21 protein-coding genes are annotated in these 20,953 nt (G+C 70.6%); 9 read left to right on the forward strand and 12 right to left on the reverse strand.

Annotated elements, in window-relative coordinates:
• Nucleotides 1-166: 166 nt before the first annotated feature.
• Nucleotides 167-742, forward strand: a complete 576-nt coding sequence (locus tag ABD844_RS08905) for a class I SAM-dependent methyltransferase (RefSeq protein WP_344874847.1) — start codon at nucleotides 167-169, stop codon at nucleotides 740-742.
• Between the two features lie 15 nt (nucleotides 743-757).
• Here the strand turns inward: ABD844_RS08905 and ABD844_RS08910 are convergent, their stop codons facing one another.
• The 3 genes from ABD844_RS08910 to lpdA form a co-directional block, all read right to left on the reverse strand.
• Complete coding sequence (locus ABD844_RS08910) at nucleotides 758-1,264, reverse strand: hypothetical protein (protein WP_344874849.1); 507 nt, start codon at nucleotides 1,262-1,264, stop codon at nucleotides 758-760.
• Nucleotides 1,265-1,392: 128 nt separating this feature from the next.
• A complete protein-coding gene (locus tag ABD844_RS08915; RefSeq protein WP_344874851.1) occupies nucleotides 1,393-2,019 on the reverse strand; it encodes a 3'-5' exonuclease in 627 nt (208 codons plus the stop codon).
• Between the two features lie 110 nt (nucleotides 2,020-2,129).
• Nucleotides 2,130-3,509: a dihydrolipoyl dehydrogenase gene (gene lpdA / locus ABD844_RS08920; RefSeq protein ID WP_344874853.1), complete on the reverse strand. Its 1,380-nt coding sequence runs from the start codon at nucleotides 3,507-3,509 to the stop codon at nucleotides 2,130-2,132.
• Nucleotides 3,510-3,694: 185 nt separating this feature from the next.
• On the opposite strand from lpdA, the gene ABD844_RS08925 reads away from it, so the two are divergent.
• The 3 genes from ABD844_RS08925 to ABD844_RS08935 are packed head-to-tail and all read left to right on the forward strand — an operon-like array spanning nucleotide 3,695 to nucleotide 6,007.
• Nucleotides 3,695-4,345 carry a response regulator gene (locus ABD844_RS08925; RefSeq protein WP_344874855.1) on the forward strand — a complete coding sequence of 217 codons (651 nt, stop codon included), beginning with the start codon at nucleotides 3,695-3,697 and terminating at the stop codon, nucleotides 4,343-4,345.
• A gap of 6 nt (nucleotides 4,346-4,351) precedes the next feature.
• The gene (locus tag ABD844_RS08930; RefSeq protein WP_344874857.1) at nucleotides 4,352-5,404 is read left to right on the forward strand and encodes a quinone-dependent dihydroorotate dehydrogenase; all 1,053 of its coding nucleotides are present in this window, start codon (nucleotides 4,352-4,354) and stop codon (nucleotides 5,402-5,404) included.
• Between the two features lie 45 nt (nucleotides 5,405-5,449).
• A complete protein-coding gene (locus ABD844_RS08935; RefSeq protein WP_344874859.1) occupies nucleotides 5,450-6,007 on the forward strand; it encodes a GNAT family N-acetyltransferase in 558 nt (185 codons plus the stop codon).
• 30 nt (nucleotides 6,008-6,037) lie between these two features.
• On the opposite strand, the gene ABD844_RS08940 is transcribed toward ABD844_RS08935, so the two are convergent.
• The 4 genes from ABD844_RS08940 to ABD844_RS08955 all read right to left on the reverse strand — a co-directional run bounded on the left by ABD844_RS08940 (nucleotide 6,038) and on the right by ABD844_RS08955 (nucleotide 10,060).
• Nucleotides 6,038-7,630 (reverse strand): beta-N-acetylhexosaminidase, encoded by a 1,593-nt coding sequence (locus tag ABD844_RS08940; protein WP_344874861.1) that lies wholly within the window; start codon nucleotides 7,628-7,630, stop codon nucleotides 6,038-6,040.
• Nucleotides 7,627-8,478 (reverse strand): N-acetylmuramoyl-L-alanine amidase, encoded by an 852-nt coding sequence (locus tag ABD844_RS08945; RefSeq protein ID WP_344874863.1) that lies wholly within the window; start codon nucleotides 8,476-8,478, stop codon nucleotides 7,627-7,629. The genes ABD844_RS08940 and ABD844_RS08945 overlap by 4 nt, the downstream gene beginning before the upstream one ends.
• 165 nt (nucleotides 8,479-8,643) lie before the next feature.
• Nucleotides 8,644-8,892 carry a hypothetical protein gene (locus tag ABD844_RS08950; protein ID WP_103963758.1) on the reverse strand — a complete coding sequence of 83 codons (249 nt, stop codon included), beginning with the start codon at nucleotides 8,890-8,892 and terminating at the stop codon, nucleotides 8,644-8,646.
• 121 nt (nucleotides 8,893-9,013) lie between these two features.
• Nucleotides 9,014-10,060 (reverse strand): LacI family DNA-binding transcriptional regulator, encoded by a 1,047-nt coding sequence (locus ABD844_RS08955; protein ID WP_425568525.1) that lies wholly within the window; start codon nucleotides 10,058-10,060, stop codon nucleotides 9,014-9,016.
• Between the two features lie 167 nt (nucleotides 10,061-10,227).
• Here ABD844_RS08955 and ABD844_RS08960 point away from each other — a divergent pair, with 167 nt between their 5' ends.
• A complete protein-coding gene (locus ABD844_RS08960; protein ID WP_344874867.1) occupies nucleotides 10,228-10,878 on the forward strand; it encodes a TetR/AcrR family transcriptional regulator in 651 nt (216 codons plus the stop codon).
• A gap of 252 nt (nucleotides 10,879-11,130) precedes the next feature.
• Here ABD844_RS08960 and bldC read toward each other — a convergent pair whose 3' ends face one another.
• Nucleotides 11,131-11,334 (reverse strand): developmental transcriptional regulator BldC, encoded by a 204-nt coding sequence (bldC, locus tag ABD844_RS08965; RefSeq protein WP_013133571.1) that lies wholly within the window; start codon nucleotides 11,332-11,334, stop codon nucleotides 11,131-11,133.
• A 322-nt stretch (nucleotides 11,335-11,656) separates the two neighbouring features.
• Nucleotides 11,657-12,520, reverse strand: coding sequence for a DUF8083 family protein (locus tag ABD844_RS08970; RefSeq protein WP_344874869.1), 864 nt, complete (start codon nucleotides 12,518-12,520; stop codon nucleotides 11,657-11,659).
• Between the two features lie 107 nt (nucleotides 12,521-12,627).
• Here ABD844_RS08970 and ABD844_RS08975 point away from each other — a divergent pair, with 107 nt between their 5' ends.
• Nucleotides 12,628-13,707: a Glu/Leu/Phe/Val family dehydrogenase gene (locus tag ABD844_RS08975; RefSeq protein WP_344874871.1), complete on the forward strand. Its 1,080-nt coding sequence runs from the start codon at nucleotides 12,628-12,630 to the stop codon at nucleotides 13,705-13,707.
• Between the two features lie 151 nt (nucleotides 13,708-13,858).
• The gene (locus ABD844_RS08980) at nucleotides 13,859-14,089 is read left to right on the forward strand and encodes a DUF3073 domain-containing protein (protein ID WP_344874873.1); all 231 of its coding nucleotides are present in this window, start codon (nucleotides 13,859-13,861) and stop codon (nucleotides 14,087-14,089) included.
• 245 nt (nucleotides 14,090-14,334) lie between these two features.
• On the opposite strand, the gene purM is transcribed toward ABD844_RS08980, so the two are convergent.
• Together purM and purF are read right to left on the reverse strand one after the other, a co-directional pair.
• The gene (gene purM / locus ABD844_RS08985) at nucleotides 14,335-15,384 is read right to left on the reverse strand and encodes a phosphoribosylformylglycinamidine cyclo-ligase (RefSeq protein WP_344874876.1); all 1,050 of its coding nucleotides are present in this window, start codon (nucleotides 15,382-15,384) and stop codon (nucleotides 14,335-14,337) included.
• Nucleotides 15,381-16,817 (reverse strand): amidophosphoribosyltransferase, encoded by a 1,437-nt coding sequence (gene purF / locus ABD844_RS08990; RefSeq protein ID WP_344874877.1) that lies wholly within the window; start codon nucleotides 16,815-16,817, stop codon nucleotides 15,381-15,383. Before purF ends, purM begins: the two co-directional genes overlap by 4 nt.
• Before the next feature lie 256 nt (nucleotides 16,818-17,073).
• Between purF and ABD844_RS08995 the strand changes: the two genes are divergently transcribed.
• Nucleotides 17,074-18,303, forward strand: a complete 1,230-nt coding sequence (locus ABD844_RS08995; protein ID WP_344874879.1) for a hypothetical protein — start codon at nucleotides 17,074-17,076, stop codon at nucleotides 18,301-18,303.
• Here the strand turns inward: ABD844_RS08995 and ABD844_RS09000 are convergent.
• Nucleotides 18,300-18,737, reverse strand: coding sequence for a sterol carrier family protein (locus ABD844_RS09000; RefSeq protein ID WP_344874881.1), 438 nt, complete (start codon nucleotides 18,735-18,737; stop codon nucleotides 18,300-18,302). The genes ABD844_RS08995 and ABD844_RS09000 overlap by 4 nt on opposite strands.
• Before the next feature lie 114 nt (nucleotides 18,738-18,851).
• On the opposite strand from ABD844_RS09000, the gene ABD844_RS09005 reads away from it, so the two are divergent.
• Entirely contained in the window at nucleotides 18,852-20,924 is a 2,073-nt protein-coding gene (locus ABD844_RS09005; RefSeq protein ID WP_344874883.1) for a PhoX family protein, read from the forward strand.
• Nucleotides 20,925-20,953: the final 29 nt, after the last annotated feature.

Below are 20,953 nucleotides of genomic sequence, written 5' to 3' on the forward strand. Positions count from 1 at the left end.
ATGATCATGAAGTGTGGGGGCGATGCCGTCAACCACGGCTGAAACTTTCACGCCATGGGGCGTTCTTCGCCAACCTTGCCAAACCGGGCTGCGTGGGCCGGGCGCATGCGGCACCCTTGCTCAGACACGCGGGCCGGAAAAGGGGCGGCCCGAAGGGGGACTGAGCATGGCGTTCGACCACAACGACCACTACCACCGGCGGCTCCTGCGTCTGGTGCCGCCGGGCGCGAAGACGGCGCTGGACGTCGGCTGCGGGACCGGACGGTTCGCGCGCCGCCTGGCCGCCCTCGGGCTGGAGGTGGACGCGGTGGACCCGGCCGAGGAGGTGATCGAGGCCGCCGCCCCGGCGCAGGGCGTGCGCTACCGCCACGCCGACATCACGCGGATGGAACTGGGCGCGGGCCGCTACTCCTACATCTCGTGCCTGGCGAGCCTGCACCACGTGCCGTTCGACACCGTCACCAGGCTCAGGGACGCGCTGGCCCCGGGCGGTGTGCTGGCCGTACTCGGGTGCTACCCGGAGACGACGGCCACGGACTACGCATGGAGCCTGGTCGCCGTACCGGTCAACGCGGTGGCCAGGGTCGCGACGGCGGGCCGGGGCACCCCGAGCCCCGCCCCGGTCCGGCGGCCGGAGATGCCGCTGGACGAGATCCGGAGGCAGGCGGCCGTCCTGCTGCCCGGCGCCACCGTCAGCAGGCTGCTCTTCTGGCGCTACCTGCTCGCCTACCGCCGCCCCTGACCCCGTCGCCTGCGGTCACCTCGGAGAACGGCCCTTCGGGGCCACGCCCGCCAGCAGCAGGAGCAGGGCGCTCTGGGCGAGCATGCCCGGCGCGAGCGGCGGGGCCGCCCCGACCGTCTTCGTCAGCGCGTACCACCACTGGGTGAGCGGTGAGAGCGAGTCCCAGCCGGGTTCCATCGCGCCGCCCACGCCGTGGTTGACCGCCATGTGCATGAAGACCCCGTACGCCGAGGCGAGCAGGACGACCACCGCCAGCACCCGCGCCACGGTGAGCGCGCGCCCCGAGTCGCGCAGGCCGAGCAGCACCAACGCGACCACGAGCAGCGCCAGGGCCGCCCACGGGACGAGCTGGACAGGAGACTGCCAGTGGCGCTCGAAGGCGAGTTCGAGGGCGGCGCCCACGATGCCGATCGCGACCAGCGCCAGCAGGCCGAGCCGCAGCACGGCGGTGCCCGCCGGGCGGCGACGCCTGCGCGCCGGGCGCGCGGCCGTCTGAGCCGTCTGAGAGGAAGTAGAGATCATGTGCGGGACCACCGTCCGATGCGAGGGCCTTGGTCGACTCAAACGTCTCCGGGATTCCTCAATGGATTCTCAGCGAATTCTGAAGATCTGCTGAGAAGTCGGGATAGGTGGATCGCAGCCGACCCTGCTCAGACGGACGGGGGCTCGCGCCTCGACCCGGCGTCATCGGAGGGGGGCTCACGCCTCGGCCCGGCGTCGTCGGACGAGGGCTCACGCCGCAGCACCGCGTCGAACACCTGCGCCAACTCGGCCGCGTCCTCTCCCGCGTGATGCGTGTGCGGCACTCCCTCCAGGCCCAGCCGCCGCTTGATCTTCCCCTTGTGCGTCTGGGACCACTCGCTCCCGGTCAGCCCCATCCAGTAACTCCGCAGGTCCACCCCTGACCCGGTGGCTCCGAACGGGCTCTTGCCGGTGTACCGGAAGAAGTACCAGTGCACGAACATGCCGTCCCAAACCGCCGGCGCGGCCAGGAACACCGGCCGCCCGATCTTCCGCAGCCCGTTCACCCAGCGGGCCGCCGCCGTCATCGCGACCTCGGGGGCCGGCGCCTCGCGCAACAGCCGGTCGCGGTCGAGCCCCGAGACGGCCAGCGCCTCGGGCACGAACTCATCGGAGATCGGCCGCAACTCGGTGTAGAAGGACAGGTGCTCCCGTCCGGCCACCGCCATGCCCAGCGAGATCATGCTGTACGGGCCGGGAATGGGCCCGTCGGCCTCGACGTCGACGGCGACGTACAACTCGGGTAGTGCGGACATGGCCGAAAGAATAGCCGCACGATCCGGACGCGGGCCCGGTGGACCGGACGGGGGACGCGCGCGGTGTCCGCACCGCGACGGCGGGTCACCGGCACCGGGCACGCCACGGCTCACATGTTGATCATGTGGCCGGAGAGGCCGTGGATCGCCTCCTTGACCGCCTCGCCCAGCGTCGGGTGCGCGTGCACGTTGCGCGCGACCTCGTGCACCGTCAGGTCCCACTGCTGTGCCAGCGTCAGCTCGGGCAGCAGTTCGGTGACCTCGGGCCCGATCAGGTGCGCCCCGAGCAGCTCGCCGTGCGTGTCGTCGCTGATGATCTTGACGAATCCGGCCGTGTCGCCCAGGCCGTGCGCCTTGCCGTTCGCCGTGAACGGGAACTTCGCCACCTTCACGTCGTAGCCCAGCTCGCGCGCCTGCGCCTCGGTGTAGCCGAAGCTGGCCACCTGCGGCTGGCAGTACGTGGCCCGCGGGATCATGACGTAGTCGAGCTCCATGGTCTCCGCGTCGGCGATCGTCTCGGCCGCGATGATGCCCATGGACTCGGCGGCGTGCGCCAGCATCAGCTTGGCCGTGACGTCGCCGATGGCGTAGATGTGCGGCACGTTCGTACGGCACCGCCCGTCGACCGCGATCGCGCCCCGCTCGGTCAGCGCCACGCCCGCCTTCTCCAGCCCGTAGCCGTCGACGCGCGGCTGGAACCCGATGGCCTGCAGCACCTTGTCGGCCTCGATCACCTGCGTCTGGTCGCCGCGGGTGACGGTGACCTTGACCGAGGCGCCGGTGTCGTCGATGCCGTCCACGCGGGTCGAGGTCATCACCTCGATGCCGAGCCGCTTGTAACGCTTGGCCAACTCGGCCGACACCTCCTCGTCCTCCAGCGGCACGATGCGGTCGAGGAACTCCACGATCGTCACCTTGACGCCGTAGTTGTGCAACACGTACGCGAACTCCACGCCGATCGCCCCGGCGCCCGCGATGACGATGCTGCCCGGCAACGCGTCGGAGAGGATCTGCTCCTCGTACGTCACCACCCGCTCCGACAACTGGGTGCCGGGGATCAGCCTGGTGGTGGCCCCGGCGGCGATGATGCAGTTGGAGAACGTGATCGTCTCGCCGTTCACCTGGAGGGTGTTGGCGTCGAGGAACGTGCCCCGGCCGTCGTACTCCGTGATGGCGTTCTTCTTCATCAGGTAGTGAACGCCCTTGACCCGCCCGTCGGCCACCTTGCGGCTGCGCTGGAAGGCCGCGCCGTAGTCGAAGGTGACCTCGCCGCTGATGCCGAAGGTCTTGGCCTCGTTGTGGAAGATGTGGGCGAGTTCGGCGTTGCGGAGCAGCGCCTTGGACGGGATGCAGCCCACGTTCAGGCAGACGCCACCCCAGTACTTCTCCTCGACGACCGCGGTGCGCAGTCCGAGCTGGGCGGCGCGGACCGCGGCCGTGTATCCTCCCGGACCCGCGCCGAGAACGACGACGTCATAGTGAGTGCTCATGAGTCGGACGATACCGCTCACCCGTGGCTGCCCCCGACCTCAGGACCTCCCCTTGTCAGAGCCGGGCCGCCACCTTGTCAGAGCCCGGGTGAGCTGATCTGCGGGAACGACGCCGCGCCCGCCCGCCCGACCGCCCGAGCGCCCGAGTGCCCACCGCCCCGGGTCACTCGGCCAAGATGGAGGGCGTGATCCGCATACTGCTGGCAGACGACGAGGCCATGATCAGGGCGGGGGTCCGGGCGATCCTCCAGTCCGACCCCGAGCTGGACGTCGTGGCCGAGGCGGGCGACGGCAGGCAGGCGGTCGACCTGGCCATCAGCCACCGCCCCGACGTCGCGCTCCTCGACATCCGCATGCCCAGGCTCGACGGGCTGGCCGCCGCCGCCGAGCTGCGCAGGGCCGCGCCGGGCACGGCGGTGGTGATGCTGACGACGTTCGGCGAGGACGACTACATCGCCAAGGCGCTCGACGTCGGGGCCGCCGGATTCCTGCTCAAGTCGGGCGACCCCCGCGAGCTGATCGCCGGGATCCACGCGGTCGCCGACGGGGCGGCGTACCTGTCGCCGAAGGTCGCCCAGCGGGTCATCAGCCGGTTCGCGGACGGCCGGATGGCCAGGGGCGCGGCGGCCCGTGACCGCATCGGGGCGCTCACCGAACGCGAGCGGGAGGTGCTCGCCCTGCTCGGGGCCGGGATGTCCAACGCGGAGATCGCGCGTGAGCTGCACATCGTGGAGGGCACGGTCAAGGCGTACGTGAGCGCGATACTCACCCGGCTCGACGTACGCAACCGCGTCCAGGCTGCGATCATCGCCTACGAGGCCGGCTTGGTAGCCTGACCCGTGATGTATCGCCTCGTGTTCACGCAGGTCTTGCGGCGTTTCGACGCCGAGGCCGTGCACCGTCTCACCGTGAGCGCCCTCGCGCTCCTCGCCCGGCTGCCGCTGATCAAGCGGCTGCTGCACCAGGCGCTCGCGCCGCACGACCCGGCCCTGCGCGTGAGCGCGTTCGGCGTGCACTTTCCCGGGCCGCTCGGGCTGGCCGCCGGTTTCGACAAGGACGCGGCCTGCGCCGAGGCCATCGCCGCGCTCGGGTTCGGCCATGTCGAGGTCGGCACCATCACGGCCCACGGGCAGCCGGGCAACCCGCGTCCCCGCCTGTTCCGGCTGGTGCGCGAGCACGCGGTGATCAACCGGATGGGCTTCAACAACGCGGGCGCCCTGGCCGCGGCCCGCCGGCTGCGGCGTCCGAGGGGCGTCCCTGTGGTGGTCGGGGTGAACATCGGCAAGACCAAGGTCATCCCCGAGGCCGAGGCGGCGGCCGACTACGTGGCCAGCGCCAGGGCTCTGGCCCCGCTGGCCGACTACCTCGTGGTCAACGTCAGCTCGCCCAACACGCCGGGGCTGCGCAACCTGCAGGCGGTCTCGCTGCTGCGCCCGCTGCTCGTCGCGGTCAAGGAGGTGGCCGACGGCACGCCCCGGCGCACACCGCTGCTGGTCAAGATCGCCCCCGACCTGGCCGACGAGGACGTCGACGCGGTCGCCGAGCTGGCGCTGGAGCTCGGCCTCGACGGCATCATCGCCACCAACACCACGATCAGGCACGGCGGCGAGACCGGCGGCCTGTCCGGCCGTCCGCTCAAGGCGCGCTCGCTGGAGGTGCTCAGGCGCCTGCGCGCCAAGGTCGGCGACCGCCTCACGCTGGTGTCGGCGGGCGGCGTGGAAGACGTGGACGACGTCTGGGAACGCATCCTCGCCGGCGCCACCCTCGTCCAGGGCTACACGGGCTGGATCTACGGCGGCCCGCTGTGGGCCGCGCGCATCCACCGCCAGCTCCTGCGCCGCGTACGCCGCCACGGCCTCAAGTCCGTCACCGAGGCCATCGGCCGTACGGCCTGAGCGCCTTCGGGTGCGATGCCCCGATCGGTCTCCTAAGGTAAGACGATGATCGAAGAAGTGACGCTGGCCGGCGGCGTCGTACTCCGTCTGGCGACCGAGCGGGACGCCGAGGCGATCCAGGCCGCCTGCGTCCGCAACCGCGACCACCTGAAGCGCTGGGAGCCCCGCAGGGCCGAGGAGTTCTACACCCTGGCGGGCCAGTCCGAGCGGCTCAAGAGCGCACTGGGGCAGTACGCCGAGGGCCGGACCGTGCCGTGGGTGCTGGCCGACGGCGACCGGGTGGTGGGCCGCGTGACACTCAACAACATCGTCCGCGGGCCGTGGCTCAGCGCCGACCTGGGCTACTGGATCGACGCCGAATACACCGGCCGCGGCCTGACCACCGAGGCCGCGCGCGAGGTGTGCCGGATCGCCGACCAGGAGGTGGGGCTGCACCGGATCGCGGCGGGCACGCTGCTCGACAACGCGGCCTCCCAGCGCGTCCTGGGCAAGGTCGGGTTCGAGCCGTACGGCGTCGCCCCCCGCTACCTGGAGATCGACGGCCGCTGGCAGGACCACCGGCTGTTCCAGTGCATACTGAACGACCGCCCGGCCACCCTCTGAGGCGCCCATACGGCCGCGAGGCCACCGGGCTCAAACGCTGGGCCGGGTCGACTCCGCGTCGTGCGTCATGGCGTCGATGCGGGCCATCACGTCCATGACCCGCGTCGCGCTCGGCCGGTGCGGACGCCGCCGCTGCCACGGGTGCGGCCCGCCCGCGGGACGATACTCGACCCCGAGAGCGTCCAGCCGCCCCAGGTGCTCGGCCAGCCGGTCGCCGAAGTCGCCGGACGCCGAGCCCGCCCAGGCCACCTCCGCCAGCGCGCACGTGCGCGGCCACAGACGGTAGTCCACCGTACGGGCGTCGGGCACGCGCTCGGTCCAGAGCTGCCCCTGCACCCCGATGACGTGGGCCCGCTCCTCCTCCGTCCACTCGTCGGGCGCGGGACGGAACGCGGCGACGTCCTCGACGGTCGTGGCGTCGCCGATGGCCATCGGCTCGTCGGCGGAGGAGGACTCGGCGTAGTCGAAGTACAGCGGGAACACCGGCGTGGCCACCACGTCGTGCCCGGCGGCGGCGGCCCGGCGGCCCACGTTCATGCCCCGCCACGGCATGACGATCGTGTCCTGGCGCAGCGCGCCGCTGACGAACGCCTCGTCCCACACCACGGCCCGCGTGCCCCGCTCGGCCAGCGCGTCCGCCAGCCGCCGCAGGAACCACGCCTGCAGCTCGCCGGAGGTGTCCAGCCCCAGCGACTCGCGGTAGGCGACGATCTCGGGCGAGGCCGCCCAGTGGTCGAGCACGACCTCGTCGCCGCCGAGGTGCACGTACGGCGTCTCGCCCAGCGCCCCGAGCAGCTCGTCGAAGATCGTGGTCAGGAACTCCACGGTGGGCGGCAGCGGCGACAGGATCGCCGACGAGATGCCCCACCGGTCCAGCACGTCGTACGGCTCCCCGGTAGCCCCCAACGACGGGTACGCCGCCAGGATCGCCGAGGCGTGCCCCGGCACGTCGATCTCGGGGACGATGGTGACGCAGCGGGCACGGGCGTAGGCGCCCATCTCGGCCAGGTCGTCGAGCGTGTAGTAGCCGCCGTGCGGGACGTCGTCGTACGCCTCCGGCTCGCGGTGGTAGTTGGTGGCCGAGCGCGGACGGTGCGAGGAGACCTCGTGCAACAACGGGTAGGCCCGGCTCTCCACCCGCCAGCCCTGGTCGTCGACCAGGTGCAGGTGCAGCCGGTTGAGCTTGTGCGTCGCCATCAGGTCGATCAGGCGGAGGATCTCCCGCTTGGGGAAGAAGTGCCGCGCCACGTCGAGGTGCAGCCCGCGCCAGGCGAACCGCGGCGCGTCCTCGATCCGCACCCCAGGGACCGGCCACGACGCGCCGGGGGAGAACCGGTAGGAGGCCGGGGGCAGGAGCTGGTGCAGCGACTGGGCGGCGTAGAAGGCGCCCGCCCGGCCGCCCGCCGCGATCTCCACGCCGCGTGACCCCACCGTCAGCCGGTACGCCTCCTCGCCCAGCCCCGGATCCCGCCGTACGTCGATCTCGCCCGAGTCGCCGGGCAGCGGGTCGAAGCGGGACAGCGCCACGCGTACGGCGTCGACCAGGTCGCCGGACACCGTCGTGCCCTGCGTCAGGGTGTAGGAGGAGGACAGATCACGAAGCAGCTCTGGACGAGGAATCATGCTTGGAGATAGTGCTGCAATCCGTTCGCCAGCGCCACAGCGATCCGCTGCCGGAACTTCGGGTCACGGAACTTGGCCGCCTCCGCGGCGTTGCGCATGTTCCCGGCCTCGACGAAGATCTTCGGCACCGTCGACAGGTTGAGCCCGCCCAGGTCACTGCGGTAGTTGAGCGCCTTGTCGCCGATGTAGGTGGAGTACGCCAGCCCGGTGCCCGCGCGGAACGCGTCGCGTACGGACAGGCCGAGCCGCTTCGAGGCGCCCACGACCTTGTCCACCGGCCCGTCGATCTTCTTGGGCATGATGACGTGGAAGCCGTGGTGGCCCGGCGCGGAGCCATCGGCGTGCACGGAGATCGCGGCGTCGGCCTCGGCCTTGTTGCCGATCGCGGCCCGCTCGGTGATGCAGGGGCCGACGCCGTCGTTCGAGGTGCGGGTCAGCTTGACCGTGGCGCCCCGGCCTTCGAGGATCTTGACCAGGCGCTTCGAGACGTCCCAGGTGAAGGCCGCCTCGCTGTAGCCGTCGTTCGTGGAGGTGCCCGTGGTGTCGCACGCCTTCCACTGGGTCAGCACGTTGACCTTGCGGTTGACCGCTTTCGGGTCGCGGTAGTTGCCGCCGTTGTGGCCGGGGTCGACGACGACCACCCGGCCGTCGAGCGGCTTGGCCTCGGGCGGCGCCTCCTTCGCCGCCTGCTTCCCCGCCTTCTTCGCCGGGGCGGGGGAGGTGGAGGACTGCCCCGCCGCCGTCGCGGGAACGGCCTGACCTGCCGCGGCGCCACCGGATCCGGCGTCGCCACACGCGGAGGCGATCAGGCCGCAGGCGGCGAGGACTGTGGCTGGGAGAGCACGCATGCCGTCCAAGTTACGGCAAACCAGGAGTACAAGCCTGGCTTATGCCGAGCAAGGCGCAAGTCAAGCGCCGTACGTCCTCGCCAGAGGGGGCGGGTGCCCATCGCGCCGCGCGGATGCCGCGAGTGCCGGATGAGCGCCACGCTGCTGGGCGAGTGCCGCGCGTTCTCACCAGACGCGCTCGCCGACCTCCTGCCGTTCGAGCAGGGCGGCCAGCTCCCGCGCGTCCTCGGCGTCGAGTCCGAGGACGACGCGGGGGCGGCCCCACGGATGGTCCAGCGAATGGGCCACGTAGCTGGCGACGGACTCGGCGCCGCCGTCGGTGCCCCGTCCCCTGCCCGCCCGCCAGTGCCCCCAGGCACGCTCTAGCTCGGCCGCGGCGCGCTGGGCGCAGGACACCAATTCCGGATCACGCATGACTGTTCCCCCTGGATCAGATCGTGACCGGACCGAATCCGGCCACAATTAGCATGACCCTGACGAGTAAACCGCCGTGTGGCCGCGCCTCCACACGGCTTGACCCAGCTTTGGGGCTCTTTTAGGCCGGGCCCGTGCTCCGTCGCACGATCAGCTCCGGTCTGATCTCGCGCAGGCGCGCGACCTTGCCCGGGTCGCCGATCCGGTCGCTCAGCAGCGCGGCGGCCGATCTGCCCATGGTGCGGCGGGGCTGGTCGACCGAGGTGAGCGAGATGTGGTGAGAGGCCGACAGGTGCGTGTTGTCGTAGCCCACCACGGAAAGGTCTTCGGGGACGCGCAGGCCCAGGTCGCCGGCGGCCGAGAGCACACCGAGCGCCACCACGTCGTTGGCGGCGAAGATCGCCGTGGGCCTGGGGTCGCGGGTGAGCAGCGCCATCGCCGCCTCCCTGCCGCCCTCCTCGGTCGAGTCCGCCGCCTCGACCATGATGTACGGCGCCAGCGAGTGCCTGCGCATCGCCACGAGATACCCCTCGCAGCGTGACGATCGCCGGCCCTCGATGTGCGCGATGCGCTTGTGGCCCAGCTCGACCAGGTGGTCGATGGCCAGGCGGGCGCCGAGCTGGTCGTCGTCGACCACGATGTCGACTCCGTCGAGCTCGATGTCACGTTCCCCTACGACGACCGTGGGGGTGTACGCGGTGGCCTCGATCAGCGTCTCGCTGGTCGGCGCGATGCCGAGCAGGACCAGCCCGTCGACCCTGAGCTCGAGGAAGGCCTCCACGGCCTCGTCCTCGAACGCCGGGTCCCACTGGCTGTTCCCGATCAGCATGCGCAGGCCGTCGCCGTGCAGGCTCTCCTGCAGACCGTCGAGGAACTCCGCGTAGAACGGGTTGTGCAGGTCGGCGACGAGCGCGCCCACCAGGTGGGTACGACCTTCGACGAGGCTGCGGGCGACCGCGTTCGGCCGGTAGCCGAGCTCTCGGGCGGCCTGCAGCACGGCCTGGCGCCGGTGCTCGCTCACGTGCGGGGATCCGCGCAGCACGAGAGAGACCAGCGATTTGGACACGCCGGCTCGTTCGGCGACGTTTCTGATGGTCGGTCTGGGCCGAGGCAGTGCGTCTACCTCTCTGAGCTGGATGGTTGAAGTGTTGACGGGCGGTCCTGACATGTGTCTCCCCCGCGATGCGGATATGGGCACCTGTCTGACCAAACGATCGAGTTAGCCGGAGGGTACGGCCTTCGTTACGGATTGGCCCAACCTTCCTCACCGAAGCGGGCATATCCCCCGATCCCCGCGCGTCAGTTATTGGGCACGGCGTCGGTTACTGTGCAGGTGTGACACCCGGGAAGTCAGCCGAGACGGCACGGCCGGCCCGACGCAGGCTCAGCGTCGACCGGCGTCGGGAAGAGCTGATGGCGGCGGCGCTCGAGCTGTTCAGCACCCGCGACGCGGAAGATGTCTCGATCGACGACGTGGCCTCGGCGGCGGGGGCTTCGCGAGCCTTGGTCTACCACTACTTCGGTGGCAAGCAGGAGCTCTACGTGGCGGCGCTGAGGAGCGCGGCCGAGCAGTTGGAGTCCCGGCTGCGGCCCCAGGAGGGCGGCAGGCCGATCGACGAGCTGGCCTCGGGGCTCAGGCGCTATTTCGACTTCGTCGAGGAGCACGCGGCCGGCTTCGCGGCGCTCCTGCGCGGTGGCCCGGCCAACAGGACCGGTGAGGTCGGCGAGATCGTCGAAGGTGTGCGGCAACGGCTGTTCCGCCTGATCCAGCGGCAGATGGGCGTACAGGAGCCGAGCCCGGTGCTGCGCACGACCCTGCGGTCGTGGATCGCCTCGGTCGAGACGGCCGGCCTCGACTGGCTGGAGCACCGCGACGTCGAACGACCGGCGCTCGAGAGGCTGCTCGTCGATCAGATGGTCGCGCTGCTCGGTGTCGCCGCGGCCAACGACGGCGAGGTCGCCGGCCTGCTGCACCGCCTGAAGTGACGGCCTGACCCCCGGCGGCTGCCGTGACGAGGGCACGACGAGCTGAACTCGGGGCTGTCGCGACGAGCGTGACAGCCGGTGACGGCCGCCGCGACGACGGGGGCTGAGCCGGCGTGGTGGCGGGAAGAATGGCGCCGGGCGGGCGGCGCCAACTTCCCGTGCGACGGCGTTGTCGTCACAGCGGTGGACCGGGCCCCTGTGGCGGCCTGGTCCACCCCTTCAAACCCCCCTGAGGTCGTGACGACCCTCCAGCTACTCCGAGCGCTGCTGCGGAATCCCCGCGAGCAGTGCCCGGACCTCGGTCTCCCGGTAACGCCGATGACCGCCGAGGGTACGAATCGACGTCAACTTGCCCGCCTTGGCCCACCGCGTAACGGTCTTGGGGTCGACCCTGAACATGGTCGCGACCTCAGCGGGCGTGAGCAGTGGCTCGGCCTCGGGTGTACGAGCTGACATTTGTGCGGCCTCTCCTCCGTGTGGACCGGCTCTGCGATCCTGTGACTGCCTTTGCGCGTGTCACGGATGTCCCCCTATGGCACAGAGCGTGCGGCTTTTCTGAGCCATATGCGGCATCACCCGATGTGACCATACCGCCACGCAGAGCGATTGGCGAGCCCTTCTTCGACCCAACTGCCTGCCCCCGTGGCCATGTCACGCTCGGTGATTCTAGCGACACGGTTCGTGGTATCGCAGTGAAAACGGCAAACTACTCAGTTCGCAGAAGAGAGCAGCCGCGAGACGTGACCTACTCATGCAGGTCAGACAGCCGTATTGGGGCTCAGTTGGCAGATTCCAGCAGTTGCATTGACTTCCACCGCAGGACGACCCTCTGGTACATGGCGTAGGCAAGTTCTTCTTGACCCGTGTCCAGGCCCGTCAAAGCGGCAGAAAGCTCCGCAACCGACTGGTCGGCCTGCAGGGCGTCGTCGTCCATGAGGCGTACGAGCCCGCCGTAGTCGAGCTCCACCAGCGAATGTGGATGGAACTCCTCCAGCCACCTGGCGATGTCCTCCACGTCGAAGTTGGCCGAAACGTCGCCCAGGTGCCTGCGCAGCACGTTGAGCGCCCGCGCGGCCCGCCTCCTGGCCTGAGCCATGGAAGTGACGTAGATGAGGTTACGCCCCGTAGTCGTGGTCACGTCTTGTCCCGGGTTCGCGGAGCCGAGCACCAGCCAGCGCTCATTCCCATCAAACGGCACGAACCACGATGGCGGCACATGCCACGCCGTGGTGCGGATGTGCGTGCGCAACGCCGCCGAACCGGCCTTCCTCTTGTACCGGTCGAAGTCGTCGGCGGTCTGCTCGGCGATCGTCTTCGGCACGAGGTGGTCCATCAGTTTCACAGGAGTGGTGCCACGAAGCCGTGAGAACGCCAGCCACGAGCGCAAACGGGTCTGCCAGGGACAGACGTACAGACGGTCCTCCACGCGCCGCAGATAGGCGTTGGGGCTCTCCTGGGCGGGAACGGGTTGAGGGGGCATGCCGAGAAGGCGCATGACGGACTCGCCGTGCTCCGCATTGAGCGCGTTCGCGCGGCGCGGGCGGTCACGTGAGTCGGCATAGTCGGCCCACACCTTGCGCTCGGACTCGGCGAACGCGGTCAGTGGCTCATAGACACGGAGGTAGGCGGCATAGGGCAGCACGGAGGCATCGTGTCACGAAGCGAACCTGCGTGCACCGTTGTGGCTTACTACTCTGTGAGGTGATCTCCGCCGCGAAGGAGCGGCGGACCGGACAGGGAGTCACTACCGTGACCGACGTCTTCGGTGCGTCCCACAAGGACGTCCACGAGCAGGTCGTGTTCTGCGCCGACGAGCAGAGCGGCCTGCGTGCCATCATCGCCATCCACAACACGGCCCTGGGCCCGGCCCTCGGGGGCACCAGGTTCTACCCGTACGAAAGCGAGCAGGCGGCCCTGGCCGACGTGCTCAACCTCGCCAAGGGCATGGCCTACAAGAACGCGCTGGCCGGCCTCGACCTGGGCGGGGGCAAGGCCGTCATCATCGGCGACCCGGCCCGTGACAAGAGCGAGGCGCTGCTGCGCGCGTACGGGAGGTTCGTGCAGTCGCTCGGCGGGCGCTACATCACCGCCTGCGACGTGGGCACCTACAGCGAGGACATGGACATCGTCGCCCGCGAGTCACGCTTCGTGACCGGCCGCACCCTGGCGCACGGAGGGGCGGGTGACTCCTCGATCCTCACGGCGTTCGGCGTGTTCCAGGGCATGCGCGCCTCGGCGGAGCGCGTCTACGGCACGCCGTCCCTGCACGGCAGGAGGGTGGGCGTCGAGGGGGTCGGCAAGGTGGGCCACCGCCTGGTCGAGCTGCTTCGCGAGGACGGTGCCGACGTGGTGGTCTGCGACGTCGACCCCAAGGCGATCGAACGGGTGCGCGTGCGTCACCCCGAGGTCGACGCGGTGGCCGACGCCCGCGCCATGATGACGTCCGACATCGACGTCTTCGCCCCCTGCGCGCTGGGCGGGGTGCTCGACGACGACTCGGTGGCCTCGCTCAGGGCGAAGATCGTGTGCGGCGCGGCCAACAATCAGCTCGCCCACCCCGGGGTGGAGAAGCAACTCGCCGAACGCGACATCCTCTACGCGCCCGACTACGTCGTGAATTCGGGCGGCGTGATCCAGGTTGCGGACGAGATCGAGGGCTTCGACATGGAGCGCGCCAGGTCGAAGGCTGCCCAGATCTACGACACGACTCTGAAGATCTTCGGAATCGCGGCCGATGAGGGCGTTCCTCCCGCGGTCGCAGCAGATAGGCTGGCCGAGCGCAGAATGTCGGAAGTCGGGCGTATTCGGGCCATTTGGCTAGGCCACTGACGCCCCGCGCCCATACGACGTACCGAGCTGGGCACAAAACAGGTACGGTAATAGGCGAACGATAGGCTGACGCCCAAAGTCAGGCGGCGTCAGTGTGTGGTGCGTTAGCGACGAGGGGTCGGGGACGACCCCACACGAGGGGGTCGAGCCAATGGGGCGCGGCCGAGCAAAGGCCAAGCAGGTCAAGGTTGCTCGCCAGCTGAAGTACAACAGCGGTGGCACGGATCTTGACCGTCTTCGCAACGAACTCGGGGTCGGAGACTCCAGCCCAAACGACGACGCCGACGACCTCAACGATGAGCTGGCGGATCGCTATGCCGATTACGCCGATGACTATGGCGCCGGAGACGACGACGATGGCCGTCCGTCCGGCCGTCGATAGCGGCTTCTCCTGGTCGATGTGAATCGGTCGACGTGAACCGAGGGCCCGGTGCGGAGATGGCCGGACCCTCGCTCACGCTCGTCGGGCCCCACGGGTAACCGTGGGGCTTTCGTCACGCGTGGGGCTTTCGTCACGCGGCCCGGCCGTCGGGTACGGCCGGGCCTGACGTATGTGATCCCCTGACGTAGGTGATCTCTGACGTATGTGATCCCGGCGTAGGTGATCCGGGCGGGGTCAGGGCGGGGTCAGCGGTAGCGGGCCAGCCCGGTGCCGGGCACGACCTCGCCGAGCACCCACGCGTTCAGCCCACGGCCGGCCAGCACGCGGATCGCCTCGTCGGCCGAGCCGGGCGCCACCACGGCGGCCATCCCGACCCCCAGGTTGAACGTCCGGTCCATGTCCTGCCGGGCGATCCGCCCGTGGCCGGCGAGCACGTCGAAGATCGGCTGCGGCGTCCACGACGATCGGTCGAGCAGGGCGTCGAGGTGGCCGGGCAGCGAGCGCGACAGGTTGTTCTCGACGCCGCCGCCGGTGATGTGGGCGTAGGCGCGCACCTCCACCGCCCCGGCCAGGTGGAGGCAGTCGAGCGAGTAGATCCGCGTGGGCTCCAACAGCTCCTCGCCCAGCGGCCGGCCCAGCTCGGGCAGGACGGCGTCGAGCGAGAGGCCCGCCTCGCGCAGCACGTGCCGGACGAGTGAGTAGCCGTTGGAGTGCAACCCCGACGAGGCCAGCCCCAGTACCACGTCACCGGCGCGCACCCGCTCAGGCCCGAGCAGGGCGTCGGCCTCCACCACGCCGGTCCCCGCGCCGGCCAGGTCGTATTCGTCGGGGCCCATCGCCCCCGGGTGCTCGGCCGTCTCGCCGCCCACCAGCGCGGCCCCGGCCAGACGGCAGCCCTCGGCCACACCGCCGACGATCTCGGCCACGCGCTCGGGCACCACCTTGCCGCAGGCGATGTAGTCGGTCATGAACAGCGGCTCGGCCCCGCACACCACCAGGTCGTCGAGGACCATGCCGACCAGGTCGACGCCGATCGTGTCGTGCTTGCCGTAGCGCTGGGCGATCATGACCTTGGTGCCCACGCCGTCGGTGGAGGAGGCCAGCAGCGGACGCCGGTAACGCAGCAGGGCCGAGGCGTCGAACAGGCCCGCGAACCCGCTGGCGTCGTCGACCACCTCCGGCCGCCGCGAGCGCGCCACCTTGTCCTTCATCAGCGCGACGGCCCGCTCGCCCGCCTCGATGTCGACCCCGGCGGCCTCGTACGTACTGCCGCCACTGACGGTCCGCTCGCTCACGCTCTGCTCTCCAACACGAACTTGCCCACGTTGTCCTGGTCGATGGGGATCGGATATTCGCCCGTGAAGCAGGCTCGGCAGAGCCGGTCCGACGGGATGGTGGTGGCCTTGGTCAGGCCCTCCAGGGAGATGTAGCCGAGCGTGTCGGCCCCGATCGAGGCACGGATCTCCTCGACCGTCAGCGAGCCCGCGATCAGCTCGGCCCTGGTGGCGAAGTCGATGCCGTAGAAGCACGGCCAGGCCACGGGCGGGGACGAGATGCGTACGTGCACCTCGCGCGCGCCCGCCTCGCGCAGCATCTTGACGATGGCCCGCTGGGTGTTGCCGCGCACGATCGAGTCGTCCACGACGACGAGCCGCTTGCCCGCCACGACCTCGCGCAACGGGTTGAGCTTGAGCCTGATGCCGAGCTGGCGGATGGTCTGCGAGGGCTGGATGAACGTGCGGCCCACGTAGGAGTTCTTGACCAGGCCCTGGCCGTAGGGGATGCCGCTCTCCTGGGCGTAGCCGACGGCGGCCGGGGTGCCGGACTCGGGCGTGGGGATGACCAGGTCGGCCTCCACCGGGTGCTCGCGGGCCAGCTCGCGGCCGACCTCGACCCGGGTGACCTGCACGCCGCGACCGGCGATGGTGGTGTCGGGGCGGGCGAGGTAGACGTACTCGAACAGGCAGCCCTTCGGCTCGGCCAGCGCGAAGCGGCGGGACCTGACCCCGCGCTCGTCGATGGTGAGCAGCTCGCCAGGCTCGATCTCGCGGATGAACGTGGCCCCCACGATGTCGAGGGCCGCGGTCTCGGAGGCCACCACCCAGCCGCGCTCCAGGCGGCCGAGCACCATCGGGCGGATGCCCTGCGGGTCGCGGGCGGCGTAGAGCGTCTTCTCGTCCATGAAGACCAGCGAGTAGGCGCCCTTGACCTGGGGGAGCAGCTCGGCGGCCGACTCTTCGACGGTGCGGGTGCGGTCCTGCGCGAGCAGCGCGGTCAGGACCTCGGTGTCGGTCGTGGCGCGGGTGGAGCCCGGCTCCAGGCGCTCGGCCAGCTCCGGGGTGTTGATCAGGTTGCCGTTGTGGGCCAGCGCCAGGCCGCCCACCTCGGTGGAGCTCAGCGTGGGCTGCGCGTTCTCCCACACGCTCGACCCGGTGGTGGAGTAGCGGCAGTGCCCCACGGCCAGGTGGCCGCGCAGGGTGCTGAGCACCGACTCGTCGAAGACCTGGGCGACCAGGCCCATGTCCTTGTAGACGAGAATGCGGCTGCCCTCGCTGACCGCGATGCCCGCGGACTCCTGCCCGCGGTGCTGCAACGCGTACAGCCCGTAGTAGGTGAGTTTGGAAACTTCCTCGCCCGGAGCCCAGACGCCGAAGACGCCACAGGCGTCTTGAGGTGCACGGTCGTGGGGGTCCAGGTCATGGCCGAGCCGGCCGTCGCCCTTCAGCACATGCCTCAGTCTAGGTCGGCGGCTTCTGTGCTCGCACACGCGGGGCCGACATCGGTGAGTACGGGCTGACCTGCCGCCATTCGCCCCGAGCCCGGATGCCCTCCTGGACGTGGGAACGCGAGGCCCGGCGCCGGGCCTGCTTTGGCGCACGGTGACCCAAGAATGGGGCTCCTTTTACCCGTGTCGCGCGGTTTGACGGATGCCTTCCGCGAAAGGGTGAAGTATCCGGCATACAGACCCGTCGGGAGACGCACACGTGACCACACCTCGGGACCCGAACGAGCCCCGCCCGGGGCAGGACCCACGCGAAGGCCGCCCGCAGGAGGGCGAGCCCGAGCCCGCGCGGCCCGAGCCAGAGCCCGGGTGGTGGAGCGAGGGGACGCTGCCCGAGGACGATCGGCCCCGGCCGCCCGAGCCGACCGGCGGCGACCGGCCCAGTGAGCGGCCCAGTGAGCGGCCCGGTGACCGGCCCAGTGAGCGGGCGGGTGAGGCCGAGGGCGGGGAGCGGCGGTCCGGTGAGCGTGAGGGTGAGGGTGAGGAGCCGATCGAGCCGGTGCCGCCCGTGGTGCCGCCGCCCGACGTGCCGCCCACGCACGAGCCCAGGCCGGCCGGCGAGCCCACGCATCCCGATCTGCCCACCTCGCCCGAGACGCCCAGCCCGGCGGAGGGCGACGCAGAGGCGACCCAGGTGATCCCGGCCCCCGGGGCCACGCCGATGTACTCGAAGGAGCCGCAGGAGCCGCCGGGCGCCACGGGAAGTGACGCGGAGGCGACCCAGGCGTTCCCGATCCCGGGAGCCAGGCCCACCTACCCGGGCTGGGGCGGGACGCCGCAGGAGGAGGAGCCGCCCGCCCGGCCCTCACCCTCGCGCTACGAGCCTTCGGGCTACGAGCCCTCACACCATGAGCCCTCACGCTACGAACAGGGCGACCAGCCGCGCTTCACCCCGCCATCCGGAGGAACGCCGCCTGGGGGAACACCGCCCCAGCCAGGCTGGGAACACCAGGGCGGACGGGAGTACGAGGGCCAGACGGAGCCGTTCCCGAGGGCCCAGGAGCCGGTGCCCGGCACCAGCCCCTCCAGCCCGTACGGCGGCCCGCCCGGCTACCCGCCGCCCCCGCCTCCAGGCACCCCCTACGGGGCTCCCACGCCCCCGTACGGCCACTACCGGCCGTCGCAGCCCGGCAGCGGCCTGGCCACGGCCTCGCTCGTCCTCGGCGTGGCCAGCCCGTTCCTGGTGTTCGTCTGCTTCACCGGCCTGATCACCGCCATCCTGTCGATCGTCTTCGGCTGGGTGGCGCTGGCCAAGCACGCGGGCAAGGGCCGCGCCATCGCCGGAATCGTGATCAGCGTCCTGTCGCTGATCCTCTTCGCGATCGTGGCCATCTGGTTCTGGAACGTGGTGCAGGAATGCGCCCACCTGCCGGGGCAGCTCGCCGACCGGTGCTTCGAGGCCAAGTTCCCCTGGATGAGCGGTAGCCGCTAGAGCGGCAGGTGCGCCGACAGGTCCGCACGTGACCCGCTGGCGGACACGGCTCCGTTGGCCATGGCCTCGTCCCAGGTCAGGCGGCCGAGGGCGAGCCGGATCCAGGTGTGCCCGTCCATCTCGACCACGTTCGGCGGGGTGCCTCGGGTGTGGCGGGGGCCGGCGATCGCCTGGACGGCCGCGTACGGCGGCACGCGCACCTCGACGGTCCGGCCGGGCGCCGCGGTGGCCAGCCTGTCGAGCAGGTGGCGGACCGCCTGCCTGGCCGCCTCGCGCTCCGGCGTGCGCCCGCGGTCGTAGGCGGCCAGCACGGCGGCCACGAGCGCGTCGGGCAGGGTGGCGGCGGGGCCGTCGTAGGCGGGTTCGTCGAGGGCGACGAGTTGGGCGTCGAGGGCTGATTTGAGCCGTTCGGGGTCGATCTTGCGTGGTGACACCCCATCATTGTCTCCCGGGAAGCGTTCATTGAGACGGAGGTCATCGTTCACCTCCGGTTTCAACGGTGTCCGTAGCCTCCCCGCCGTACAACCGCGCCCAAAAATGGAGGACCTGTGGCGAACCCCAACGCGGGACGGCGGCTGCTGCCGCTGCTTTCCACCCCGCACAAAGGCGGTCGTTCCGCGCTGACCTGTCAGTTCCGCTGTGGAAACGCGTGCGCGCATGACGTGGCCAACACCACGGAGAACGCCTACTTCGGCGACGTGGTGAAGGAGGCGCTGTCGCGCCGCGGCGTGCTGCGGGCCGGCGCGCTGGGTGCCATCGTGGCGGGTGTGGGCATGGCCGGTGCCGCGCCGGCTCTCGCGGACGAGCCCGAGGCGGCTGCCGCCAAGGGCGGGTCGCACGGCGGCGGCAACAGCAGCGATCTTCGCTTCACCCCCGTGGCGCCGAACAAGGAGGACGCGCTGAGCGTCCCGAACGGCTACAAGTCCTCCGTGGTCGTGCGCTGGGGTGACCCCGTGCTGCCCGACGCGCCCGCTTTCGACTTCGACAACCAGACCGCCGACGCGCAGAACAAGCAGTTCGGCTACAACTGTGACTACGTGACGCTGTTCCCCATGGGCCGGGACCGGGCGCTGCTCTGGGTCAACCACGAGTACACCGACGAGTCCCTGATGTTCCGCGGGTACACCGGCGGCGCCGCGGCGACCGAGGAGCAGATCAAGATCGCGCTGGCCGCGCACGGCGGCTCCATCGTGGAGATCGAGCGCTCCGGCAACAGCGGCCAGTGGAAGCTGGTCACCAAGGGCCGCCGCCGCTACAACCGGCGCGTCACCGCGCAGACCAAGATGAAGTTCAGCGGCCCGGCCGCGGGCAGCAGCCTGCTCAAGACGGCCGCCGACCCGCAGGGCGGCACGCCGGTCGGCATGCTGAACAACTGCGCGGGCGGCACCACCCCGTGGGGCACGGTGCTGACCGCCGAGGAGAACTTCGACCAGTACTTCGTCAACGGCGACAAGGTCCCCGAGGCCCAGAAGCCGTACATCACCCGCTACACGATCACCACCGGCACCCCGTCGTCCAGCCGCCGGTTCGACCGGATCGAGGAGCGCTTCGACCTGGCCAAGCACCCCAACGAGGCCAACCGGTTCGGCTGGATCGTGGAGATCGACCCGTTCGACCCCGACTCCACGCCCGTCAAGCGCACGGCGCTCGGCCGCTTCAAGCACGAGGCCGCCACGACGACGCTCTCCCGCGACCGCCACCTGGTCGTGTACATGGGCGACGACTCGCGCTTCGAGTACATCTACAAGTTCGTCTCCAAGGACCGCTACGTCTCCGGCTACGACCGGCACAACCGCGCGCTGCTGGACGAGGGCACCCTGTACGTGGCCAAGTTCACCGGCGACAGCCCGGCCTCCGAGATCGACGGGTCGGGCAAGCTGCCCGCCGACGGTGGCTTCGACGGCTCGGGCGAGTGGATCCCGCTGGTCTCGGGCGACAAGTCGTTCGTGGAGGGCATGTCCGCCGAGGAGGTGCTCGTCTACACCCGTACGGCCGCCGACAAGGTGGGCGCGACGAAGATGGACCGCCCCGAGGACATCGAGCGCAACCCGGTGACCGGCGGCGTGTACGTGGCGCTGACCAACAACACCAACCGCACCCCGGCCCAGGCGGACGAGGCCAACCCGCGTTCCGCGAACAAGCACGGCCACATCCTGGAGATCGTCGAGCGGAACAACGACGCGGGCGAGAAGAAGTTCGCCTGGTCGCTGCCGCTGGTCTGCGGCGACCCGAAGGACCCCAACACCTACTTCGCCGGCTACGACAAGACCAAGGTCTCGCCGATCTCCTGCCCGGACAACGTGACGTTCGACAAGGACGGCAACCTGTGGATCTCCACGGACGGCAACGCGCTCGGCACCAACGACGGCCTGTTCGTGATGCCGGTCAAGGGTAAGGAGCGCGGCCACCTGCGCCAGTTCCTCACCGTGCCGCTCGGGGCCGAGACCTGCGGCCCGCTGGTCACGTCGGACCAGCGCAGCGTGTTCGTGGCGGTGCAGCACCCGGGCGAGCTCGACGGCGCCAGCCCCGAGAACCCGGCCAGCCGCTGGCCCGACGGCGACCAGCCGCGGCCGTCGGTGGCCGTGGTCTGGCACGGGCAGAACAAGAAGATCGGGTCTTGACCTCAAGTTAAGTTGAGGCCATAACTTTC

The sequence above is a fragment of the Nonomuraea antimicrobica genome (assembly GCF_039536965.1).
GTDB classification, from domain to species: Bacteria; Actinomycetota; Actinomycetes; order Streptosporangiales; family Streptosporangiaceae; genus Nonomuraea; species Nonomuraea antimicrobica.